The sequence below is a fragment of the Streptomyces cyaneofuscatus genome (assembly GCF_042718795.1).
GTDB classification, from domain to species: Bacteria; Actinomycetota; Actinomycetes; order Streptomycetales; family Streptomycetaceae; genus Streptomyces; species Streptomyces cyaneofuscatus_A.
The window spans coordinates 279,313-298,938 of the sequence record NZ_JBHXOX010000004.1; the positions used below are offsets into that span (position 1 = coordinate 279,313).

Consider the following 19,626-nt stretch of genomic DNA (forward strand, 5'->3'; position numbering starts at 1 on the left):
GGCGGAACGCCTCGGCTCAGGCCGCGGAGCGCCCCGGGCGGTCATCGCCCCTCGGCTCCTGCGCCGCGGCGAGTCGCGAGGTCAGCCCCGCGAGGCCACGGGCGAGGGCACGCCGTTCCGTCGGGCGCATGTCGGCGATGGCCTCGTGGAGCAGGCTGTCGCGCCGCTCGCGAATGCGGCGCAGATGCCGCTCCCCCTCCGGGGTCAGCCGCAGCACCACCTCGCGGCCGCTGTCGGGACAGGGCAGCCGTTCGATGAATCCGATGGCCTGCAACCGGTCGCACATGCGGCTGACGCTCGGCGGGGAGGCCGCCAGCAGGTGGCACACCGTACGCATGCGGATGCCGCCCTCGCGGTCCAGCAGGTACATCAGGCGCAACTGCGAGGTGGAACCCGGTGCGGCCACCCGCGCGGTGCTGTTCCGGGCGCTCTCCCACAGGACGTCGAGGAGCTCGGTGATGCCGCCCGCGGCCGCGGCCGTGCGGTGGCTGCCCTCGGCGCCCTCACGGCCTGTCATGACGGGCTGTCGGTCGGGGCTTTTGCCTGCGGCGACCCCGTACCCCGCTCCGTATCCCGCTCCGGACCGTCCGGCCCGGTCAGATGGTCCAGGGTGCCGGTGAGACGGAGCAGCCGCTCCAGGTGAGCGGGCCGTTCGTCCAGGTGGAGTTGTACGCGGGCGGTTCGGGCATGGCGGCGGATCATCAGCAGCGCCGACAGCCCCATGGAGTCGATGTTGCCGAGCCCGGCACAGCCCAGCCGGAGATCGGTCGCTTCGGGCCGGGCGGCGAGCCGGGCCGCCACCTCGCGTACGAAGGCGTCGGCGTTCTCGTAGTCGAGATCGCCGCCCAGTGCTATGTGCAGCCCGCTCTCGCCGACGGATGTGGTGTCGGCCGACGGGTCGGGACGCGGTGTCGTGGTCATACGGTGTTCCCGGCGGTGAGGGTGTGGGCTCCGTGCCGAAGCGTACGGATGGCCCGGGGGAAGTCCTTCAGTTCCCGCTCCAGCAGTCCGAGGGCCGGAGGCAGGCTCCGGGCCGGTACGCCACGGGATTCGAGGATCTGCGCGGTCCAGCTGATGAACCACGCGAAGAGGTCCTCGTCGCCCAGGTACAGCGAGGTGGCGAGGAACTCCACGATGTGGGCGATGTCCTCCGCCGTCCGCTCCCGCTGGGCCTCGTCGTAGCCGCGCATGGCGGGGTAGGCGTTCTCCAGAGCCGTGAACACGTTCCGCACCACGGATCCGCTGCTCCGGGTGACCAGGGTGTACTCCTGGTCCGCCAGATGCGGCAGGTCGTCCATCTGCTGGTGGTCGAGTTGCGGGCGCGGCAGCGGCCCCGCAGCGAGCAGGCCGGCCGCGGCGCGGGCATCGGGGGCCCAGGCGTCCGCCCCGAGCAGTCCGGCGTAGACGCCGGCGGGCCCGAAGGCGGCTCCGCCGACGATCACGGGGACGCCGATGGCCTGACACGCCGTGATCGCCGCGTGGGCGGTGGGCAGCCGGGTGGCGATGGAGCTGGAGAGGGCGACCGCCTCGGCGTGGGTGCTGTGCAGGTGCGCTATGAGATGCGGTGCGGGGACCTGGGCACCCAGGTAGTCCACCTGCCAGCCGCGCAGCTTGAGCACCTCGGCCAGCAGCCGGGCCGGCAGGGCATGCCACTCGCCGTCCACACAGGCCACCGTGATCCTGCCGCGGCTGACCCGGGTGCGGGCGCTGGGGTGCAGGCCGACCGCCGTGACCGCGCGCTCGTTGATCGCTGTCGCGGCGTGCTCCTCGGCGACGGTGAGCCGGTTCGCGGCCCACTCCGCGCCGACCCGGCCCTGCACCGACGCGATCACGTCGAGCAGGACGTCCTCCGGGGCCGCGCCGCCGTCGACGGCGTCCAGCACCACATCGGTGGCCGCCCGCTCATCGGCGACGGAGACGGCCTTCCACAGCTCCTCCGCCACCTTCTCCAGGGCGACGTGCTCGTCCTCGGCGCGGCCGCCGACCTCCGGGGCGGCGCTCATCCGGTGAACCGGCCTCGGGTGTGCCCGTCCACCGCCGTCAGGTGGTGCGTGCGGGGTGCGGAGATCACGACGACGGCCATGTCGTCGTGGCGCCGGGTCCCGAGCCACTGCGTGGCGAGCATCTGCACATGCTCCACGATGCCCTCGGCGAGCATCCCGGCGCACGCCGAGAGGGCGCGGCGGAGGCGCTCCTGACCGAACTGGGCGTCGCCCATCGGACCGCCCTTCGCCTCGGTGATGCCGTCCGTGTACAGGACGCAGGACTCGCCGGGGGCGAGGGTGACGGCGACGGTGCGGGACTGGACCTCCGGCAGGGCTCCCACCAGCGTGCCGCTGGTGTCGGCCTCCTCGACCGTCCCGTCCGTGCGGACGATGAGCGGAGGCGGGTGCCCGGCGCTGGTCAGTCTGAGGTCCACGTCGTTGGCCCGGCGCTCGGCGGAGGCCAGGACGAGGGTCGCGAACCGGGTGTGGTGCGAGTTGAGGAGCGCGGTGTTCAGGAGGCCGAGCATGCGCTGGTGGTCGTCGGACAGCGGCAGCAGGGCGTGCAGCGTGTTGCGGATCTTGCCCGCGAGCACGGCGGCGTCCAGCCCCTTCCCGCACACGTCTCCCAGGGTCACCAGGGAGGCCTCTCCCGCCACCGACGCGGGATGTACGTCGTAGAAGTCACCGCCGATGCGCTGGTGGTCCGCGGAGGCACGGTAGCCGCCGGCGAAGTCCACACCGTCCATCTGGTGCAGGACCGGGGGAAGGAGCTCGCGCATCAGGGTCTCGGAGATCGCGGTCTGCTCCGCGTAGAGGCGCGCCGCCGACATCGCCGCGCCGGCACGCGCGGCGAACAGCCGGGCGAAGACCTCCTCCCCCTCGTCGAAGGGGACGCCGCCGTCCCGCCGCAGCAGGATCAGCGCCCCGGCCGGGACGCCGTGCCCGGGAAGCGGGGTGATCACGACCGAACCGACCGGCCCGAACCCTTCCGGGACGATCCACTCGGGCGCGGACGCCGGGTCGATCCAGCGGGAGGGCACCGGCGGGAAGCCGCGTAGCGCCTCGCCGAGTCCCGGCACCTCGTCGGGGTCCGCCCGCACCTGCGAGAGAACGGGAGCACCACCGCGCAGACAGGTCACCACGGGCAGGTGGCGTCCGCGGGACGGAGCGATGGCCAGCGCCGCGTCGGCGAGGCTGTCAGCCGCCAGCTGCGCGGTCACGTCCATGCACCGCGCCAGGTTGAGGGAGGAGAGCAGGGCGTTGGAGGCCTGGGTGAGAAAGGCGGTCCGCTCCCGTTCCAGGCGCAGCGCCTCCCGGGCCACCCGGTGATCGGTGTCGTCGATGAGCCACCAGGCGACCGACCCCTCCTCACGGATCATGGGGTGGGCTTCGACGTGCTGGTCCCCGATGGCGCCGCAGAGCGGTTCGTCCGCCCCCGGCACGATGCCCGGAGCGGGGAAGCGCAGCGCCCGGTGTGCCGTCGCGAGCCACTGGGGGGCGACCTCCGTCAGCGTCGCACCGGGTTCGGCCCCGGGAAGGAGGGCGGCGGCCTGGTCGTTGCGGCGCATGACGAGGCCGTGGGGGTCGACGACCACCACGGGATAGGGAGCGGGACCCCAGGGGAGGTCGCGATCACTGGATCCGGCATGGCGTACAGGAGTGGAAACCAAAAACCTAGGACCCGCTGCGCGAATCCCTCACCTCTTCGACTCGGGGGAGAGTTGCCTCCGGGCAACAATCCACGATGTTGCCGCCGAAGACAACCGGCGACTTCTCAGCCACCTGTCCCTTCGGCACCGTCGGCGGCCCTGAGCAGTGCCTCCGCCAGGGAGCCGGCCATGGGCAGATGCGGGGAGACCCCGGTCACGTCGAACAGGAGCCGCACGGTGGGATGCAGCGGACCCGCCAGGACGAAACCCCGTCCCGCGGCCAGGTGCCGGGCCCGGCCCCGCAGCAGCGAGTCCAGGAAGGAACTGTCCGCGAAGGTGACGCCCGCGAGGTCCACGACCGTGGCCGGCAGGCACCGCTCGTCCACCTCGTCCCAGGCCGCCGCGAACAGGTCCCGCTCGTCGATGTCCAGCTCTCCGAAGGCCTCGACGACGAAGGTGCCGCCCTCCTCGCGCACTCGGACGTGCGCCTGCGATCTCCATGACATCCCGCCATGCTCCCATTCCGCCCGGCGGAGGCTACCGGGGAGTCGGCGATCCGGGAGCGAGGAGCCGGCCGGCTGAGACGCCCCTCACCTTCTGGGGACCGGCCTCCACCTCGGGCGGGGCCGGCCCGTCGTCTCCGCCAGTGGTATGGACATGACGAAACGGCGGGACTAGCCTCCCTCTTGGTCTAGACCAAGCATGGCGAGCCGCCGCGCCGGTCGGCGACCGATCCATCTGTCCGCAAGCTCCACCCCTCACCTCAGGAGCACCACATGCGCAGAAAGATCACCGCCTTACTCCTCGGCCTCGGCGTCGCCGGGGTCTCCCTGCTGGCCACCTCCGGCAGTGCGCAGGGTCACGGCTACACCGACTCGCCCGTCAGCCGGCAGCAGCTCTGCGGCAACGGGACCGTCCGCAACTGCGGGCAGATCCAGTGGGAGCCGCCGAGCGTCGAAGGCCCCAAGGGGTTCCCGGCCGGCGGCCCCCGTGACGGGCTGATCTGTGCCGGAGGCAACCAGCGCTTCGCCGAGCTGGACGACCCGCGCGCCGGGAACTGGCCCTCCTCCGCCGTACAGGCCGGGCAGAGCCACACGTTCCGGTGGCGGATCACCGCCCGGCACGCGACCACCGACTTCCGGTACTACGTGACCAAGGACGGCTACAACCCGGCGAAGCCGCTCACCCGCGCCGACCTGGAGCCGCAGCCCTTCCTGACCGTGCCGTTCGGCGGTCGGCAGCCGGGGGCCACGGTCACACACGCGGGCGCCCTGCCCCAGAAGTCGGGCAAGCACCTGATCCTCGGCGTCTGGACCATCGCGGACACCGGCAACGCCTTCTACGCCTGCTCCGACGTGACGTTCTGACCTGGCCGGAGGGCCTCAGGCGTGAAGAAGGGCCCCGGTCCGAAGACCGGGGCCCTTCCCTCAGGGTGAGTAACGGGACTTGAACCCGCGACATCCTGGACCACAACCAGGTGCTCTGCCAGCTGAGCTATACCCACCATGTCGTCCGGTCGTTTCCGACCGGCCGAGAAAAAGTGTACAGGGTCCGGGAGGGTGCTCGCGCCCCCGTTTCCCGGGGCCGGTCCGCGGGTGCTCGCACGCCCGTGACCAGCGGTTTTCTACGGTGTGACGCGGACGCTTCCCACGGTGTGGTGCGGCCGCTTCCTACGGTGTGGCGCGGACCACGTGGCGCGCCGCGATCTCCTTGGCGCGCTCCGAGTCCGGGCCGGGCTGCGGTACGAAGACCGCCTCCCGGTAGTAGCGGAGCTCCGCGATGGAGTCGCGGATGTCCGCCAGTGCCCGGTGGTTGCCGTTCTTCTCCGGGCTGTTGAAGTACGCCCGGGGGTACCAGCGGCGGGCCAGCTCCTTGACCGAGGACACGTCCACGATCCGGTAGTGGAGGTAGCCCTCCAGCTTCTGCATGTCCCGCGCCAGGAAGCCGCGGTCGGTACCGACAGAGTTTCCGCAGAGCGGGGCCTTGCCCGGTTCCTTCACATGCTCGCGGACGTACGCCAGGACCTGCTCCTCGGCGTCGGCCAGGGTGGTACCACCGGCCAGCTCGTCGAGGAGGCCCGAGGCGGTGTGCATCTGCCGCACCACCTCGGGCATGGTCTCCAGCGCCGCGTCCGGCGGGCGGATCACGATGTCCACCCCGTCGCCGAGCACGTTCAACTCCGAGTCGGTGACCAGGGCGGCCACCTCGATGAGTGCGTCGTCCGTCAACGAGAGCCCGGTCATCTCGCAGTCGATCCACACCATGCGGTCGTTCATGCGCCCCACCCTACGGGGCGCTCCGCTGTCCCGGCAGGGCCGGGCGTCCGGGAGCGTACGCGTCAGGGCCCGGCGGGAACGGCTCGGAGGAGCCGCCCGCCGCCACGGAGACCGCCGCCGACGGCACCGGAGCGCCCCGGCGGCCCGACGGCGAGCCCTGGCTGGGCACGACCGTCTCCAGCACCGTCGCGGCGCTCTCCGCCAGCCCCTGCGGACGACGGGCCCGGTAGGCGGCCCGGTAGGCGGCGGGGGAGGAGCCGAGCTGGCGGCGGAAGTGCCCGCGCAGCGCCACCGGTGAGCGGAAGCCGCAGCGGCCGGCGACCTCGTCGACCGAGTAGTCGGAGGTCTCCAGCAGCCGCTGTGCCTGAAGCACCCGCTGGGTGATCAGCCACTGGAGCGGTGCGCTCCCCGTGAGCGAGCGGAACCTGCGGTCGAAGGTCCGCCTGCTCATGTAGGCGCGCGCCGCGAGCGTCTCCACGTCGAACTGCTCGTGCAGATGCTCCAGCGCCCAGGCCACGACCTCGGCGAGCGGGTCGGAGCCGATCTCCTCGGGCAGGGACCTGTCCAGGTAGCGCTCCTGTCCGCCACTGCGCCGCGGCGGTACGACGAGCCTGCGGGCGAGCGCGCCCGCCGCCTCGGTGCCGTGGTCGGTGCGGACTATATGGAGGCAGAGGTCGATACCCGCCGCCGTACCCGCCGACGTCAGCACATCGCCGTCGTCCACGAAGAGTTCGCGCGGATCGACGTGCACCGACGGATAGCGCTTGGCCAGCGTCGGCGCGTACATCCAGTGCGTGGTGGCCGGCCGTCCGTCCAGCAGTCCGGCCGCCGCGAGCACGAAGGCTCCCGTGCACAGGCCGACGATGCGGGCGCCCTCCTCATGGGCGCGCCGCAGCGCGTCCAGTGCCTCGGCGGGCGGCGGCGAGGTGATCGACCGCCAGGCGGGCACCACCACGGTGCCGGCCCTGCTGATCGCCTCCAGGCCGTACGGCGTGGTCAGTTCGAGTCCACCCGTCGTGCGCAGCGGTCCGTCCTCGCCGCCGCAGACCAGCAGGCGGTAGCGGGGAACTCCCGCGTCCTGCCGGTCGATTCCGAAAACCGAGAGCGGGATGGAGCTCTCGAAGATAGGGCCGCCGCTGAAGAGCAGCACGGCAACGACTTCCCGGCGTCGCCGCCCGGTCAGCTTGCGTGCGGCCTCCGTCGCGGTGGCGGAGTCCTGGCTCATGACGCTAAGCCCCCCTCGGTGTTCGCGTCTCCCTGGTCCTTACGGGCCTGCCGCTCCTGCACGTTTCCCCTCGGTTTCGCACGGTTCCCCAGCCCCCGATTTTCAAGATCGAATCTACTGCGTCGCGTGGCCCCGCCGTGACACCTTCCCCCACCGGCGTTAAGTCGATAAGGACACGTGGCGTGAAGCGTTCGATCACGAAGCGTTCCACCCGTGAAGCGCACAGGGAAGTGCCCTTCGCGAAGGTGGCCCGTCCGCGTCGGGTGAAAGCGTACCGCGCGGTCCGTTCCTGCCTGGTGGGCGGTGGGCTGTCCGGCCATTCCGCGAAGGGTTCGGCCAGGATGTGAAGTTGGCTGAAAACAGATGGTTGTGTGCGCGGGTTCCAGTCACGCCGGGCGCACAACTTCCGCCTGACGGCCGCCCCGGTGCGCTCCCTCGACCCGGCGGGACGTGGCGTGTTCGGGGTACCGGGGCCGGACCCGGCGGGCCGCCGCGGCGCGGCCGCTCCCCGGGGCGGCCGCACCGGGATTACCGACCGATGAGCGGCGGGCGCACAGAATCGGCGGTACGGGCCGACGGCCGGCACCGCCCGCCGGAGTGGCGGCTTCCAGGCCCGTGCGGCCGCCGGGCAGCCCGGAAAACAGGGCGGTCGCCCTCCTCTGGAGCCCCCGAGGCCCGTGTACGACACAACCGGCATTGCCATACCGGACCGCCTCGGGCATGCTCCCTCCAACGTCACGCGTGCTTTTGCGGGGGTCTGGGCAGCTGAGGAGTGACGCCGTACCCTTGGGGGTATGGGGTTGGGAAGATGATTCCCGGACAGAGCCACACCATCAGCTGACGCACCTCTCGAAACCGCTCCCTCCTCACGAGGACTCTCTTCGCCGAGACACCGATGGCCGGTCACGAAATCCCTGAACCCAAAGACCGCAAGCAGGTAGCCGACCCCCGGTCGGAGCCGCGGACGGTCGAAGAAGCACGCCCTGCGTGCGATCCCGCCTTCCGGCACGGAGTCGTGGTCGGTTTCGACGGCTCCACCTCCAGCGAGCGGGCCCTCGCCTACGCGATCGGCATGGCCGGCAGATCGGGCTCGGGCCTGATCATCGTCCACGTGGCCAACCGGCTCCCGACGACGGTCTGGGCGGGGTGCGAGCCCCCCGTCTTCGTCGACGTCCCCGACCACCGCACCGAGGTCCTCGGCCTGGAGCTGGCCTGCGCGGACTACCTCTCCGACGTGCCGTGGGTGCTGGTGGAGCGCGGCGGCGACATCTGCCACGAGCTGGAGGAGGTCGGCCGCGAGTATTCCGCCGACGCCATCGTCGTCGGCTCCACGCACGGCATCGTCGGCCGCATCTTCGGCTCGGTGGCGGGCCGCCTCGCCCGCCGCGCCCAGCGCCCGGTCATCGTCATTCCCTGAACATCCGCTGACGGCCGGCCAGGAAGGGCCGTCACGCGACGAGTTGGGCCCCGCACCGTCGCGATACGACGGTGCGGGGCCCAACTCACGCCCGAACTACCGCACCACTACTCGACCGTGACCGACTTCGCCAGGTTCCGCGGCTTGTCGATGTCCCGGCCCATGGCCAACGCCGTGTGGTACGCGAAGAGCTGGAGCGGGATGCCCATCAGGATCGGGTCCAGCTCGTTCTCGTTCTTCGGTACGACGATGGTGTGGTCGGCCTTCTCCTGGGCCTGGTGCGCGACGGCGAGGATCCGGCCGCTGCGCGCCTTGATCTCCTCCATCGCGGCCCGGTTCTTCTCCAGCAGGTCGTCGTCCGGCACAATCGCCACGGTCGGCATCGCGGGCTCGATCAGCGCGAGCGGGCCGTGCTTCAGCTCGGATGCCGGGTAGGCCTCGGCGTGGATGTACGAGACCTCCTTCAGCTTCAACGACGCCTCACGGGCCACCGGGTAGCCCCGCACCCGGCCGATGAACATCATCGACTTGGCGTCCGCGTACTCGGCGGCCAGCCGCTTGATCTCGTCCTCGCCCGCCAGGATCTCGCTGATCTGCTGCGGCAGCCGGCGCAGCCCGTCGATGATCCGCTTGCCGTCGGCGACCGACAGGTCCCGGATGCGGCCCAGGTGCAGCGCGAGCAGCGCGAAGGCGACCACGGTGTTGGTGAAGCACTTGGTGGAGACCACGCAGACCTCGGGGCCCGCGTGGACGTACGTACCGCCGTCGGCCTCCCGGGCGATGGCGGAGCCGACCACGTTGACCACGCCCAGGACGCGGGCGCCCTTGCGCTTCAGCTCCTGGACGGCGGCCAGCACGTCGTACGTCTCACCCGACTGGGAGACCGCCACGTACAGGGTGTCGGGGTCCACGACCGGGTTGCGGTAGCGGAACTCGGAGGCCGGCTCGGCGTCGGCGGGGATGCGGGCGAGCTCCTCGATGAGCTGCGCGCCGATCTGGCCCGCGTGGTAGGAGGTGCCGCAGCCGAGGATCTTGATCCGGCGAACCCCGCGCGCCTGGCGGGCGTCCAGGTTGAGGCCGCCCAGGTGCACGGTGGAGAACCGGTCGTCGATCCGGCCGCGCAGCACCCGGTCCACGGCGTCGGCCTGCTCGAAGATCTCCTTGTGCATGTACGTGTCGTGGCCGCCCATGTCGTACGACTCGGCCTCCCACTCCACGGTGGTCGGCGTCGCCGTCGTGGTCGAGCCCTCCGTCGTGTACGTACGGAAGTCGTCGGCCTTCAGGGTGGCCATCTCGCCGTCGTCCAGCGTGACGACCTGACGGGTGTGGGCGACCAGGGCGGCGACGTCGGAGGCGACGAACATCTCCTTCTCGCCGATGCCGAGGACGACCGGGGAGCCGTTGCGGGCGACCACGATGCGGTCGTTGAAGTCGGCGTGCATCACGGCGATGCCGTACGTGCCCTCGACGTGGCGCAGCGCCTCGCGGACCTTCTCCTCCAGGGTGCCCGCCTGGGCGCGGGCGATCAGGTGGGTGAGCACCTCGGTATCGGTCTCGGAGAGGAAGACGATGCCGTCCGCGGTGAGCTTGGCGCGCAGCTCGGAGGCGTTGTCGATGATCCCGTTGTGGACGACGGCGACCTTGTTGTCGGCGTCCAGGTGCGGGTGGGCGTTCTCGTCGCTGGGGGCGCCGTGGGTGGCCCAGCGGGTGTGCGCGATGCCGGTGGTGCCGGCGAACCGCTTGGGGACCTTGGCCTCCAGCTCGCGGACCCGGCCCTTGGCCTTGACCATCTTCAGCGTGCCGGGCTTGCCCGCCGCCGTCCTGCTGGTGATGACGATGCCGGCGGAGTCGTACCCCCGGTACTCCAGCCGCTGCAGGCCTTCCAGCAGCAGCGGTGCCACGTCACGCTTCCCGATGTATCCGACGATCCCGCACATGAGATTCTCTGCCCCTCCTCGACGTACACGTACATGCATGCGCTCGGCGCCCCGCACGGGCGCCCGGTGATCCGCCGCAGCGTGATCAGCCGTAGACGATGCGGCGCAACTGGCGGAGCGAGAGCTCCGGCGGCGCCACGGCGCGGTGCGGCAGCTCGGCCGCGATCCGCTCGAAGATCTCCGTGTTGACCAGGCCGCCGGACTGCAGTTCGCGGTGGCGGCGGCGGACGAAGTCGTCGGTGCTCTCGTCGAAGTACGCCAGCACGTCGAGGATCACCCGGGCCGCCTCACCGCGCTGGAGCGCGGTGGAGCGGACGAGGTGGTCGATGAGGTCGTCGTGCGACGAGCGGCGTTCAAGCACCCGTCGATATTGCGTGCCGGGACGCTCTTACGCAAGAAATCTGCCCGATATCGGGCAGGAGGGGGCTGGGAGGATGCTCGAATCGGTCACATGCGGCGCACGTGCGGCTCGCGCATGGCTCACTTCCGGCTCACTTCCGGCTCACATCCGGCTCAGGATCGCCTGCTTCGCCGTGCTGAACTCCTCATCCGTGAGGACCCCGGCCCGGTGCAGCTCGCCCAGCTCCCGCAGCCGCCGCAGCAGCACGTCGTGATCGTCTGCGGGCGGTACGGCGGCGGGCGCGGGCCCGGGCGCCTTGGTGAGTGCCGGGGGCCCGGCGGGCGCGTCCACGGCCGTACGGGCCTGCGGAAGCCGGGCCAGCACCGCCGCCGCGACCAGGACCGCCGTGTACTCCTTCTTGGACATCCCCCACAGCTCCAGGGAGTACGTGTCGTACTTCGGAGGGGCCGAGACCGGCCCCTCGACCGGCTCGAACCGCAGCGAACCGTTCTCCAGGCCCATCGAGGGGAGCCAGCGCACCCCCGCGATCCGCGACAGCGGGAAGGACACCGGACCGCCCGCGGTCTTGGACTCCTCGGCCTTCCAGTTCCAGGTGAGCCGGACCGTCTCGCCGTCGAAGGACGCCGTACCGTCGCTGCCCCCGCCGGAGACCGGCAGTGCGGGCCCCGGCAGCAGGAAGCGGTCCACCGGCCCTTCGGGGACCTGCTCGATCAGCAGCGCGTTGCGGACCTCGTCGACGAAGTACTCCGCCACGCCCGTGCGGTCCCTCTCCACGGCCAGCGCGTACGGGTCCGCGCCGTCCTTCAGGCGCCCGTCTGCGGCCCGCAGCACCGGGCAGGCGCCCCCGCGCAGCCGGAGCCGCAGCCGGCCGCCCTTGCGGTCCGGCTCGAACGAGATACCCGCCAAAGCCTCGACAGGGACGGCGAGTTCACCCAGCGCCAGCCGGACCGGATGCGCCCTGCCCCCCGGCACGATGCGTACCGTCTCCCCGTCGAACGTCCACGTTCCGTCGCGCTGGATGATTTCTGCCATGCCCGCGATTCTGCCAGCCGGGCATCGGGGAGGTGGCCTGGTCCTTGACCCGTGCACCGCTCCGCGATACGCATGGTCGGCGCGTTCGGTTGCCCCGAGATCCACAGGTAGGACCCGTCGAAGGGACAGGCTTGTGCGACAGCGACGTCCGATCGGGAAGGCCCGGCGTACGACCCCGAAGGCCCCGCCACCGGCTACGCACTCCCGGTCACCGACCGGCCCGGCCCCGGCGGCATCCGGCTGGAGCTGGGCGACCGGGACCGGGACCGGGACCGGAGCCTGGGCGAGGAGGGGTACCGGCTGCGCTCCACGCCCGGCGCGCTCACCATCACCGCCCGCGCCCCGGCCGGGCTCTTCCACGGCGTCCAGACCCTGCGCCAGCTCCTCCCGGACCGGATCGAGGCCGACAGTCGGCAGAAGGGGCCCTGGAAGGTCGCGGGGGGCACCATCACGGACGCCCCGCGCTACGGCTACCGGGGCGCGATGCTGGACGTCTCGCGCCACTTCTTCTCCGTCGCCGAGGTCAAGCGCTGCATCGACCAGCCCGCCCTCTACAAGGTCGACAAGCTGCACCTCCACCTCTCCGACGACCAGGGCTGGCGGATCGCCATCGACTCCTGGCCCCGGCTCGCCACGTACGGCGGCTCCACCGAGGTCGGCGGCGGGCCCGGCGGGTACTACACGAAGGCGCGGTACCGCGAGATCGTCCGGTACGCCGCCTCCCGCTATCTGGAGGTCGTCCCGGAGATCCACCTGCCCGGCCACACCAACGCCGCCCTCGCCTCCTACGCCGAGCTGAACTGCGACGGGGTCGCCCCGCCGCTCTACACCGGCACCACGGTCGGCTTCAGCTCGCTCTGTGTGCCCGAGCCGGTGACGTACGACTTCGTGGACGACGTGCTGCGCGAGGTGGCGGCGCTCATCCCGGGGAAGTACCTCCACATCGGGGGCGACGAGGCGCACGCCACCAGCCATGAGGACTACGTGACGTTCATGGCGAAGGCCCAGGCGGTCGTCGGGAAGTACGGCAAGACGGTGATGGGCTGGCACCAACTGACCGGCGCGGTGCCGGTGAAGGGGGCGGTGGCGCAGTACTGGGGCTACGACCGCACGGGCGCCGCCGAGCGCAAGCAGGTGGCCGACGCGGCCAAGGGCGGAACCAAGCTGGTGCTCTCGCCGGCCGACCGGGTGTACCTCGACATGAAGTACACCAAGGAGACCCCGCTCGGGCTGAGTTGGGCCGGACTGGTCGAGGTGGAGCGCTCGTACGACTGGGACCCGGCGACCTACCTGGAAGGCGCCCCGCAGGAGGCCGTCCTCGGGGTCGAGGCGCCGATCTGGACCGAGACGCTGACGGACAGCACGGAGATCGAGGCGATGGCCTTCCCCAGGCTGCTGGGCGCCGCCGAGATCGGCTGGTCACCCGCGGCGGCCCGGGACTGGGAGACGTACAGGGTGCGCCTCGCCGCCCAGGGGCCGCGGCTGACCGCGCTGGGCATCGACTTCTACCGCTCCCCGCAGGTGGACTGGGGTCGGTGAGGGAAGAGGTGAGCGCCCGGGGGACCGTCCCCGGGCGCTCACCGGTTCATGCGGACCGCTCAGAACTCAGAACTTCGCGATCGGGTTCCTCAGGCGGCCGACCAACTGGAGCGCGCCAGCGGGGTCGTTGAGGTCGACCATCTGCTGGTTGTTGCGCAACTGGAGGCGGTTGAGGCAGGAGAGCGCGAACTCCGGCTCGAACAGGTCGTACTGCGCGAACTTCTCCGCGAGATACGGCACCGACTTCTGGTAGGCGCGTACGCACTCCGCGACCGTCCGCCAGAAGGTGTCCTCGTCCAGGACCCCTTCGGTGGCCAGGCCCGCGGCCAGGAAGCGGAAGTAGCAGTCGAAGACGTCGGTGAAGACCGACAGCAGCTTCATGTCCTCGGGGACCTCGGCCCGGATCCGGTCGACCTTCGGCGGCAGCACCGCGTCCGGGTCCATGACCGCGATCTCCTCGGCGATGTCCTTGAAGATCGTCCGGGTGACGACCCCGTCCTCGACGACCAGGATCACGTTCTCGCCGTGCGGCATGTAGACCAGGTCGTAGGCGTAGAAGCTGTGCAGCACCGGCACCAGGTAGGCGTCCAGGTAGTGCCGCAGCCACACCTGCGGGTCGAGCCCGGACTCCTCGATGAGCGCCGAGGCCACCGAGCGGCCCTCGTGGTCGGTGTGGACCAGGGAAGCCATGGTGGCGACCCGCTCGCCCGGTGCCAGACCGGCGACGGGGCTCTCGCGCCAGAGGGCGGCCAGCATCTTCAGGTAGGGGGAGCCCTTGGTGGTGGCCGCCTCGTAGCCCCGGTGGTGGTAGCCGATCGCGGCCCGCTCCCGGATGATCGAGAACCGGGCGGCGGTCAGCAGGCTGTCGCGCTCGATGAGCCCGGCCAGCCAGTCGTTGATGGCGGGCGTGGCCTCCATGTAGGCGGCGGAGAGGCCGCGCATGAAGCCCATGTTGAGGACGGACAGGGCCGTTTTGACGTAGTGCTTCTCGGGGTGGTCGGTGTTGAAGAACGTACGGATCGACTGCTGGGCCAGGTAGGCGTCCTCGCCCTCCCCGAGCACGACCAGATGGCGTTCGGCCAGCTCACCGGCGAAGGTGACGGCGAGCTTGTTCCACCACTGCCAGGGGTGGACGGGCAGCAGGAAGTACGCCTCCGGGTCCAGGCCGAGCGAGCGCAGGGTGGCGGCGAACCGCTCCCGGGTCGCCTCGCTCAGCTCGGCCGCGACGAGTGAGTCGTAGTCGAGACCGGCGCCCGCGGTGAAGGTGGCCCGGTCGCGGCGGGCGGCGAGCCAGACCAGCCGGATCGGGGAGGCGGCCTCGGGGGCGTACGCGCGGTACTCGTCCACCCCGAAGCCGAGCCGGCCGTTGTTGGCCACGAAGCAGGGGTGGCCCTCGGTCATCCCGGTCTCGATGGCCTGGAAACCGGCGGCGACGAGCTGGCCGGAGGTGGCCGGTTCCTTGGTGAGTTTGTAGGCGGTTCCGGCCAGGGTGGAGGAGACCTCTTCCAGGTAGACCGGCAGGATCTCCTCGGTCAGCCCGAGCGCCACCCGCAGCTCGATGAAGAACTCCAGCGCGTCGAGCGGAACTTCGGCCCCGTGCCGGTGCCGGATGATCGACTCGGCCTCGACCTGCCAGTGGTCCAGGGCGAAGAGGCGTGCGGTGAAACGGTACTCCGTCCCCGCGTCGTCGCTACGGAGGGTGTAGCGGTCCTCGCCGAGCGGAACGGGGGTCAGCAGCCGTTCGTGGCTGAATTCCGCCAGTGCTTTGCGGACCAGCAGTCGGTTTGCGGTGGCCCAGCGGCCGGGGGAGAGGTGGGCGACGCTGTCGGTGAGGGCGGTCGTCATCGGTCGGTTCCTCCGGTTGCTGCTTCGAACTGCTCGCGGGTGCAGGCGCTGAGCAGTGCGTCCTTCTCCGGTTTGGCGATCTCCCGCAGGACCTCGAAGCCGACGGCCTTGTTGAGGGCCTGGACGGCGCTGTTGGTCACATCGGGTTCGACGACGACCCGGCGTACCGACGGGTCGGCGAAGAGGAACTCCATCACGGCGGTGATCACGGCCCGGGTGAAGCCGTGCACCGGGGTGTCGGTCGGCGCGACCAGGAAGTGCATCCCGACATCGCCGGGCTCCGCCTCGTACAGCCCCTTCAGCTCGACCTCGGTGGGGTCGTACCGCTCGATCAGGAACGCGGGCTCGCCGTCGTGCAGGCCGATGAACGCGTCGTGGTGCGGGTGAGCGGCGATCGCCCGGTACTCCCGCTCCACGTCCGGGAGTTCCGCCTCGCCCATCAGCCAGAAGGCGGCTTTGGGGTGGGTCACCCAGCCGTGCACCAGCTCGGCGTCCGAGGCCGGGTCGAGCGGGCGGACGGTGAGTGTGCCGAGTTTGCCGGGAGGGTTGCTGTACGGGTGGTTCATATGGCGAACTCCTGGAAGGCGATGGACTTCTCGACCGGGTAGTACTCACGGCCGAGCAGTTCGCCGATGATGTACGCGTTGCGGTAGGCACCCATGCCCAGGTCGGGCGAGGTGATCGAGTGGGTGTGCACCCCGGCGTTCTGCAGGAAGATCCCGCGCCCGGTGGTGTCGATGCTGTAGTTGCGGGCCACGTCGAAGCGGCCCCGGCTGTCGTGGCGCAGCCGGCCGGTGACCGGCGCCAGGAAGGCGGGCGCCTCGTAGCGGTAGCCGGTGGCGAGGATGAGCCCCTCGGTGGTGAGCTCGTACTCCTTGCCCTGCTCCTCCTGGCGCAGCCCCAGGCTGTACGCGCCGCCCTCCTCGTCGTAACGCGCGCTGAGCAGGGCCGAGTTGGTGAGCAGCCGGGTCGGGGCCGGGCCGGGCAGGTTCTTCTGGTAGAGCAGGTCGAAGATCGCGTCGATCAGCTCCCCGTCGATGCCCTTGAACAGCCCCTTCTGCCCGGTCTCCAGCCGGTAGCGGGTCTCCTCGGGCAGCGCGTGGAAGTAGTCGATGTACTCCGGGGAGGTCATCTCCAGCGTGAGCTTGGTGTACTCCAGCGGGAAGAACCGCGGGGAGCGCGTCACCCAGTTGAGCCGGTAGCCGTAGGTGTCGATCTCGGAGAGCAGGTCGTAGTAGATCTCCGCCGCGCTCTGCCCGCTGCCGACCAGGGTGATCGACTTCTTCTTCTGGAGCTCGGCTTTCCCCTCCAGATAACGGGAGTTGTGCAGGAAGTCCCCGCCGAGACCGTGGCACGCCTCGGGGATGTACGGCGGGGTCCCGGTGCCGAGGACGAGGTGGCGGGAGCGCAGGACGGTCCCGGCAGCGGTGGTGACGGTGTAGAGCGCCTCGCCCTCGTCGTACGTCACCGCCTCCACGGTCTCGTCGAACCGGATGCTGCTCAGTTTGGCGGCGGCCCAGCGGCAGTAGTCGTTGTACTCGGTCCGCAGCGGGTAGAAGTTCTCCCGGATGTAGAACGAGTAGAGCCGCCCGCGCTCTTTGAGGTAGTTGAGGAACGAGTACGGCGAGGTCGGGTCGGCCATGGTGACCAGGTCCGACATGAACGGCGTCTGGAGATGGGCCCCTTCGAGGAACATCCCGGAGTGCCACTCGAAGTCCGGCTTGGACTCCAGGAAGACACCGTTCAGTTCGTCGATCGGCTCGGTCAGGCAGGCAAGGCCGAGATTGAACGGGCCGAGCCCGATCCCGATGAAGTCGTGGGGGTCAGGAAGCGCGGACAAGGGAGTCTCCCAGGTACTGCTCGGCGTGGCCGGCGATCAGGTCGAGGACCGCGGCGATGTCGGCCACGGTCGTTTCGGGGTTGAGGAGGGTGAACTTCAGGTACTGGCGGTCGCCGACCTTGGTGCCCGCGACGATCGCCTCGCCGGAGGCGAACAGGGCCTTGCGCGCATGGAGGTTGGCGCGGTCGATCTCTTCCGGAGAGGTGACACCGGACGGGATGTGGCGGAAGACGAGCGTGGAGAGCTGCGGCTGGACCACGACGTCGAAGCGCGGGTCGGCGGCGAGCAGCTTCCACCCCTCGGCGGCCAGGTCGCAGACCTCGTCGAACAGCTCGCCGATGCCGTCGGCGCCCATGACGCGCAGCGTCATCCACAGCTTGAGCGCGTCGAACCGGCGGGTCGTCTGGAGGGACTTGTCGACCTGGTTGGGTATCCGCTCCTCCGCCATCCGGCGCGGGTTCAGATACTCCGCGTGGTACGTGGCGTGGCGCAGGGTCGCCCGGTCGCGGACCAGGATCGCCGAAGAACTCACCGGCTGGAAGAAGGACTTGTGGTAGTCGACGGTCACCGAGTCGGCGTGCTCGATGCCCTCGAGGAGACCGCGCCGCTCGCGGGAGGCCAGCAGGCCGCAGCCGTAGGCGGCGTCCACATGCATCCAGGTGGCGAACTGCTCGCACAGGGCGGCGATCTCGGGCAGCGGGTCGATGGAGCCGAAGTCCGTGGTGCCGGAGGTCGCGACGACGGCCATCGGCACGGCGCCTTCGGCGACGCAGCTCTCCAGGGCACGGGCGAGGGCCACGGTCTGCATGCGCTTGTTGCTGTCGACCGGGACGGAGACGACCGCGTCCGGGCCGAGGCCGAGGAGTTTGGCGGACTTCTGCACGCTGAAGTGGCTGCACTCGGAGGTGAAGATCCGCAGCCGGGTGTAGTGCTCGGGCCGGATCTTCGCCTCCTCGCGGGCCAGCAGCAGGGCCTGGAGGTTGGACTGCGTGCCGCCGCTGGTGAAGATGCCGTCGGCGGCCGGTCCGAGGCCGATCCGCTCGGTGGTCCAGTCGATCAGCCGGCGCTCGATGAGGGTGCCGCCCGCGCTCTGGTCCCAGGTGTCCAGGGAGGAGTTGATCGCGGAGAGCACGGCCTCGCCGAGGACGGCGGGGATGACGACCGGGCAGTTGAGGTGGCCCAGGTAGCGGGGGTGGTGGAAGTAGACGGCGTCGCGGAGGTAGACCTCGCCGAGCTCGTCGAGGGCGGCGGTGGCGTCGCCCAGCGGCCGGTCGAGGTCGATCGCGTCGACGACGGGGGAGAGCTCGTCGACACCGACCCCGCTGAAGGGGCGCTCGGTGGCGGCGAGTTTGGCCGCGACCCGTTCCACTCCTGCGGTGACGGTACGTCGGTACTGCTCCGCAGTGGTGTGGTTGAGCAGGTGCGAACGCATGAAGGGGTCCTCCCGGGTGAGGGGAACTTCATCGCGTCCCTCCGGGCAGGAGAGAAAAGGGGGGACGAGGGGCGCGATGTCGAAGTGAGGTTAGCCTAACCTAACTCGATCACCGGTCATCCCTTGCCCCTGATGGGTGCGGGAGTTGTCCGCTTTGGTTCTGGTTTGACTACTTCAGGGCTCCGGCCGTGGCTCCGGCCCCGGCTTCGGCTCGCGCGATCGTCTCCGCCCGCAACTGCTCCTCGCTGAGCCCGCGCCGCCAGTACCCGACGAAGGTGACCCGCTTGCGGTCGAAGCCGCGCTCCTGGACCAGGTGGCGGCGGAGCGCCCGCACCTCGGACGACTCGCCCGCGATCCAGACGTACGGGGTGCCCTCCGGCAGCTCGGCGGCGCGCACGGCCTCCACGGCGGGCACGGCGCCCTCGCTCCGGACGAGCCAGCTGATCCGGGCCTTGGCGGCGGTGTTGAGGGCCTGCCGGTCCTCGGTCTTCGGCACCTCCAGCCAGGCCCGCGTGGGCATCCCGGCGGGCAGCCACTCCAGGGCGGCGGAGGCGGCGGGCAGGGCGGTCTCATCCGCCCAGATGAGCACCCAGTCGGTGTCCTCCGGTGGCCGGAAACGCACGGAGGTGTTGTCCCGGACCGCCGGCCCCAGCACCTTGAGCGGGTCGCCCGCCGTGGCCATGAGCGCCCAGCGGGAGGCCGGTCCGCCGTCACCGTGGAGCGCGAAGTCGATGTCCACCTCGGTGGAGCCGTCGGCCTTCACGCGCTGGGCCCGCACGGTGTACGACCGCATCACCGCCCGTACGTCCTCGGGCAGCGCCCGCCACTTCGCGTACCAGGCCCCGTCCTCCCCCTCCGGCACCACGGCCTCGCTCTGCCCCGGGTGCGGCAGGAAGATCGACAGGCTCTGGTCGCGCCCCCCGGCCCGGAACCCTTCCGCCCCGGGACCGCCGAGCGTGATCCGGAGCATGGAGGGGCCGAGGCGCCTGACCCGCAGGACGGTGAGGTCGAAGAACCGGAACGGGGCTACTTGGGGAACGGCGGCAGTCGTCGTCAACGAGGGCTCCTCCGGGACGGGCCAGGAGCGG

The 19,626-nt window shown here is 70.9% G+C and carries 17 protein-coding genes, 1 tRNA gene and 1 pseudogene; 3 read left to right on the forward strand and 16 right to left on the reverse strand.

The genetic code is table 11. The features are described from left to right. Positions 1–16: 16 nt before the first annotated feature. From ACFWRT_RS05955 to ACFWRT_RS05975, 5 genes are all read right to left on the reverse strand, one after another. On the reverse strand, positions 17–517 hold the full coding sequence (locus tag ACFWRT_RS05955; RefSeq protein ID WP_380951384.1) for a MarR family winged helix-turn-helix transcriptional regulator: 501 nt from the start codon (positions 515–517) through the stop codon (positions 17–19). Beyond that, on the reverse strand, positions 514–921 hold the full coding sequence (locus tag ACFWRT_RS05960) for an STAS domain-containing protein (RefSeq protein ID WP_380951385.1): 408 nt from the start codon (positions 919–921) through the stop codon (positions 514–516). The genes ACFWRT_RS05955 and ACFWRT_RS05960 overlap by 4 nt, the downstream gene beginning before the upstream one ends. Further along, positions 918–2,003, reverse strand: a complete 1,086-nt coding sequence (locus ACFWRT_RS05965; RefSeq protein ID WP_380951386.1) for a cobalamin B12-binding domain-containing protein — start codon at positions 2,001–2,003, stop codon at positions 918–920. Before ACFWRT_RS05965 ends, ACFWRT_RS05960 begins: the two co-directional genes overlap by 4 nt. Beyond that, positions 2,000–3,553 (reverse strand): PP2C family protein-serine/threonine phosphatase, encoded by a 1,554-nt coding sequence (locus tag ACFWRT_RS05970; protein ID WP_380951434.1) that lies wholly within the window; start codon positions 3,551–3,553, stop codon positions 2,000–2,002. The genes ACFWRT_RS05965 and ACFWRT_RS05970 overlap by 4 nt, the downstream gene beginning before the upstream one ends. A 206-nt stretch (positions 3,554–3,759) precedes the next feature. Then, positions 3,760–4,140, reverse strand: a complete 381-nt coding sequence (locus ACFWRT_RS05975) for an STAS domain-containing protein (RefSeq protein WP_380951387.1) — start codon at positions 4,138–4,140, stop codon at positions 3,760–3,762. A 270-nt stretch (positions 4,141–4,410) separates the two neighbouring features. Between ACFWRT_RS05975 and ACFWRT_RS05980 the strand changes: the two genes are divergently transcribed. After that, positions 4,411–5,001 carry a lytic polysaccharide monooxygenase auxiliary activity family 9 protein gene (locus ACFWRT_RS05980; RefSeq protein WP_380951388.1) on the forward strand — a complete coding sequence of 197 codons (591 nt, stop codon included), beginning with the start codon at positions 4,411–4,413 and terminating at the stop codon, positions 4,999–5,001. Between the two features lie 64 nt (positions 5,002–5,065). Here ACFWRT_RS05980 and ACFWRT_RS05985 read toward each other — a convergent pair. The 3 genes from ACFWRT_RS05985 to ACFWRT_RS05995 all read right to left on the reverse strand — a co-directional run bounded on the left by ACFWRT_RS05985 (position 5,066) and on the right by ACFWRT_RS05995 (position 7,135). Further along, a tRNA-His gene (locus tag ACFWRT_RS05985) sits at positions 5,066–5,138 on the reverse strand. Positions 5,139–5,304: 166 nt separating this feature from the next. Beyond that, entirely contained in the window at positions 5,305–5,910 is a 606-nt protein-coding gene (gene orn / locus ACFWRT_RS05990; RefSeq protein ID WP_380951389.1) for an oligoribonuclease, read from the reverse strand. 10 nt (positions 5,911–5,920) lie between these two features. Next, the gene (locus tag ACFWRT_RS05995; RefSeq protein ID WP_380951390.1) at positions 5,921–7,135 is read right to left on the reverse strand and encodes a helix-turn-helix domain-containing protein; all 1,215 of its coding nucleotides are present in this window, start codon (positions 7,133–7,135) and stop codon (positions 5,921–5,923) included. A gap of 895 nt (positions 7,136–8,030) precedes the next feature. Between ACFWRT_RS05995 and ACFWRT_RS06000 the strand changes: the two genes are divergently transcribed. Next, positions 8,031–8,552 (forward strand): universal stress protein, encoded by a 522-nt coding sequence (locus ACFWRT_RS06000; protein WP_030574663.1) that lies wholly within the window; start codon positions 8,031–8,033, stop codon positions 8,550–8,552. A 107-nt stretch (positions 8,553–8,659) separates the two neighbouring features. Here ACFWRT_RS06000 and glmS read toward each other — a convergent pair whose 3' ends face one another. The 3 genes from glmS to ACFWRT_RS06015 all read right to left on the reverse strand — a co-directional run bounded on the left by glmS (position 8,660) and on the right by ACFWRT_RS06015 (position 11,882). Next, positions 8,660–10,489, reverse strand: a complete 1,830-nt coding sequence (glmS, locus tag ACFWRT_RS06005; protein ID WP_380951391.1) for a glutamine--fructose-6-phosphate transaminase (isomerizing) — start codon at positions 10,487–10,489, stop codon at positions 8,660–8,662. A gap of 85 nt (positions 10,490–10,574) precedes the next feature. After that, positions 10,575–10,850 (reverse strand): hypothetical protein, encoded by a 276-nt coding sequence (locus ACFWRT_RS06010; protein WP_003968990.1) that lies wholly within the window; start codon positions 10,848–10,850, stop codon positions 10,575–10,577. A 141-nt stretch (positions 10,851–10,991) separates the two neighbouring features. Beyond that, entirely contained in the window at positions 10,992–11,882 is an 891-nt protein-coding gene (locus tag ACFWRT_RS06015; RefSeq protein ID WP_380951392.1) for a DUF4429 domain-containing protein, read from the reverse strand. 183 nt (positions 11,883–12,065) lie between these two features. Here ACFWRT_RS06015 and ACFWRT_RS06020 point away from each other — a divergent pair. Next, positions 12,066–13,421 (forward strand): annotated as a pseudogene (locus tag ACFWRT_RS06020) (family 20 glycosylhydrolase); the annotation flags it as partial. A 66-nt stretch (positions 13,422–13,487) separates the two neighbouring features. Here the strand turns inward: ACFWRT_RS06020 and ACFWRT_RS06025 are convergent. The 5 genes from ACFWRT_RS06025 to ACFWRT_RS06045 form a co-directional block, all read right to left on the reverse strand. Beyond that, complete coding sequence (locus tag ACFWRT_RS06025; RefSeq protein ID WP_380951393.1) at positions 13,488–15,266, reverse strand: IucA/IucC family protein; 1,779 nt, start codon at positions 15,264–15,266, stop codon at positions 13,488–13,490. Further along, positions 15,263–15,832 carry a GNAT family N-acetyltransferase gene (locus ACFWRT_RS06030; RefSeq protein WP_380951394.1) on the reverse strand — a complete coding sequence of 190 codons (570 nt, stop codon included), beginning with the start codon at positions 15,830–15,832 and terminating at the stop codon, positions 15,263–15,265. The genes ACFWRT_RS06025 and ACFWRT_RS06030 overlap by 4 nt, the downstream gene beginning before the upstream one ends. Then, positions 15,829–17,106, reverse strand: coding sequence for a lysine N(6)-hydroxylase/L-ornithine N(5)-oxygenase family protein (locus tag ACFWRT_RS06035; RefSeq protein WP_380951395.1), 1,278 nt, complete (start codon positions 17,104–17,106; stop codon positions 15,829–15,831). The genes ACFWRT_RS06030 and ACFWRT_RS06035 overlap by 4 nt, the downstream gene beginning before the upstream one ends. Next, positions 17,090–18,538 carry a pyridoxal phosphate-dependent decarboxylase family protein gene (locus ACFWRT_RS06040; RefSeq protein WP_380951396.1) on the reverse strand — a complete coding sequence of 483 codons (1,449 nt, stop codon included), beginning with the start codon at positions 18,536–18,538 and terminating at the stop codon, positions 17,090–17,092. The genes ACFWRT_RS06035 and ACFWRT_RS06040 overlap by 17 nt, the downstream gene beginning before the upstream one ends. Before the next feature lie 169 nt (positions 18,539–18,707). Continuing rightward, positions 18,708–19,595 carry a siderophore-interacting protein gene (locus tag ACFWRT_RS06045; RefSeq protein ID WP_380951397.1) on the reverse strand — a complete coding sequence of 296 codons (888 nt, stop codon included), beginning with the start codon at positions 19,593–19,595 and terminating at the stop codon, positions 18,708–18,710. Between the last annotated feature and the right edge of the window lie 31 nt (positions 19,596–19,626).

Excerpts from the sequence above, each read along its gene's own strand:
- ACFWRT_RS05955 (WP_380951384.1), bottom strand. The coding sequence starts at position 517 with ATGACAGGCCGTGAGGGCGCCGAGGGCAGCCACCGCACGGCCGCGGCC.
- ACFWRT_RS05960 (WP_380951385.1), bottom strand. The coding sequence starts at position 921 with ATGACCACGACACCGCGTCCCGACCCGTCGGCCGACACCACATCCGTC.
- ACFWRT_RS05965 (WP_380951386.1), bottom strand. The coding sequence starts at position 2,003 with ATGAGCGCCGCCCCGGAGGTCGGCGGCCGCGCCGAGGACGAGCACGTC.
- ACFWRT_RS05970 (WP_380951434.1), bottom strand. The coding sequence starts at position 3,553 with ATGCGCCGCAACGACCAGGCCGCCGCCCTCCTTCCCGGGGCCGAACCC.
- ACFWRT_RS05975 (WP_380951387.1), bottom strand. The coding sequence starts at position 4,140 with ATGTCATGGAGATCGCAGGCGCACGTCCGAGTGCGCGAGGAGGGCGGC.
- ACFWRT_RS05980 (WP_380951388.1), top strand. The coding sequence starts at position 4,411 with ATGCGCAGAAAGATCACCGCCTTACTCCTCGGCCTCGGCGTCGCCGGG.
- orn (WP_380951389.1), bottom strand. The coding sequence starts at position 5,910 with ATGAACGACCGCATGGTGTGGATCGACTGCGAGATGACCGGGCTCTCG.
- ACFWRT_RS05995 (WP_380951390.1), bottom strand. The coding sequence starts at position 7,135 with ATGAGCCAGGACTCCGCCACCGCGACGGAGGCCGCACGCAAGCTGACC.
- ACFWRT_RS06000 (WP_030574663.1), top strand. The coding sequence starts at position 8,031 with ATGGCCGGTCACGAAATCCCTGAACCCAAAGACCGCAAGCAGGTAGCC.
- glmS (WP_380951391.1), bottom strand. The coding sequence starts at position 10,489 with ATGTGCGGGATCGTCGGATACATCGGGAAGCGTGACGTGGCACCGCTG.
- ACFWRT_RS06015 (WP_380951392.1), bottom strand. The coding sequence starts at position 11,882 with ATGGCAGAAATCATCCAGCGCGACGGAACGTGGACGTTCGACGGGGAG.
- ACFWRT_RS06025 (WP_380951393.1), bottom strand. The coding sequence starts at position 15,266 with ATGACGACCGCCCTCACCGACAGCGTCGCCCACCTCTCCCCCGGCCGC.
- ACFWRT_RS06030 (WP_380951394.1), bottom strand. The coding sequence starts at position 15,832 with ATGAACCACCCGTACAGCAACCCTCCCGGCAAACTCGGCACACTCACC.
- ACFWRT_RS06040 (WP_380951396.1), bottom strand. The coding sequence starts at position 18,538 with ATGCGTTCGCACCTGCTCAACCACACCACTGCGGAGCAGTACCGACGT.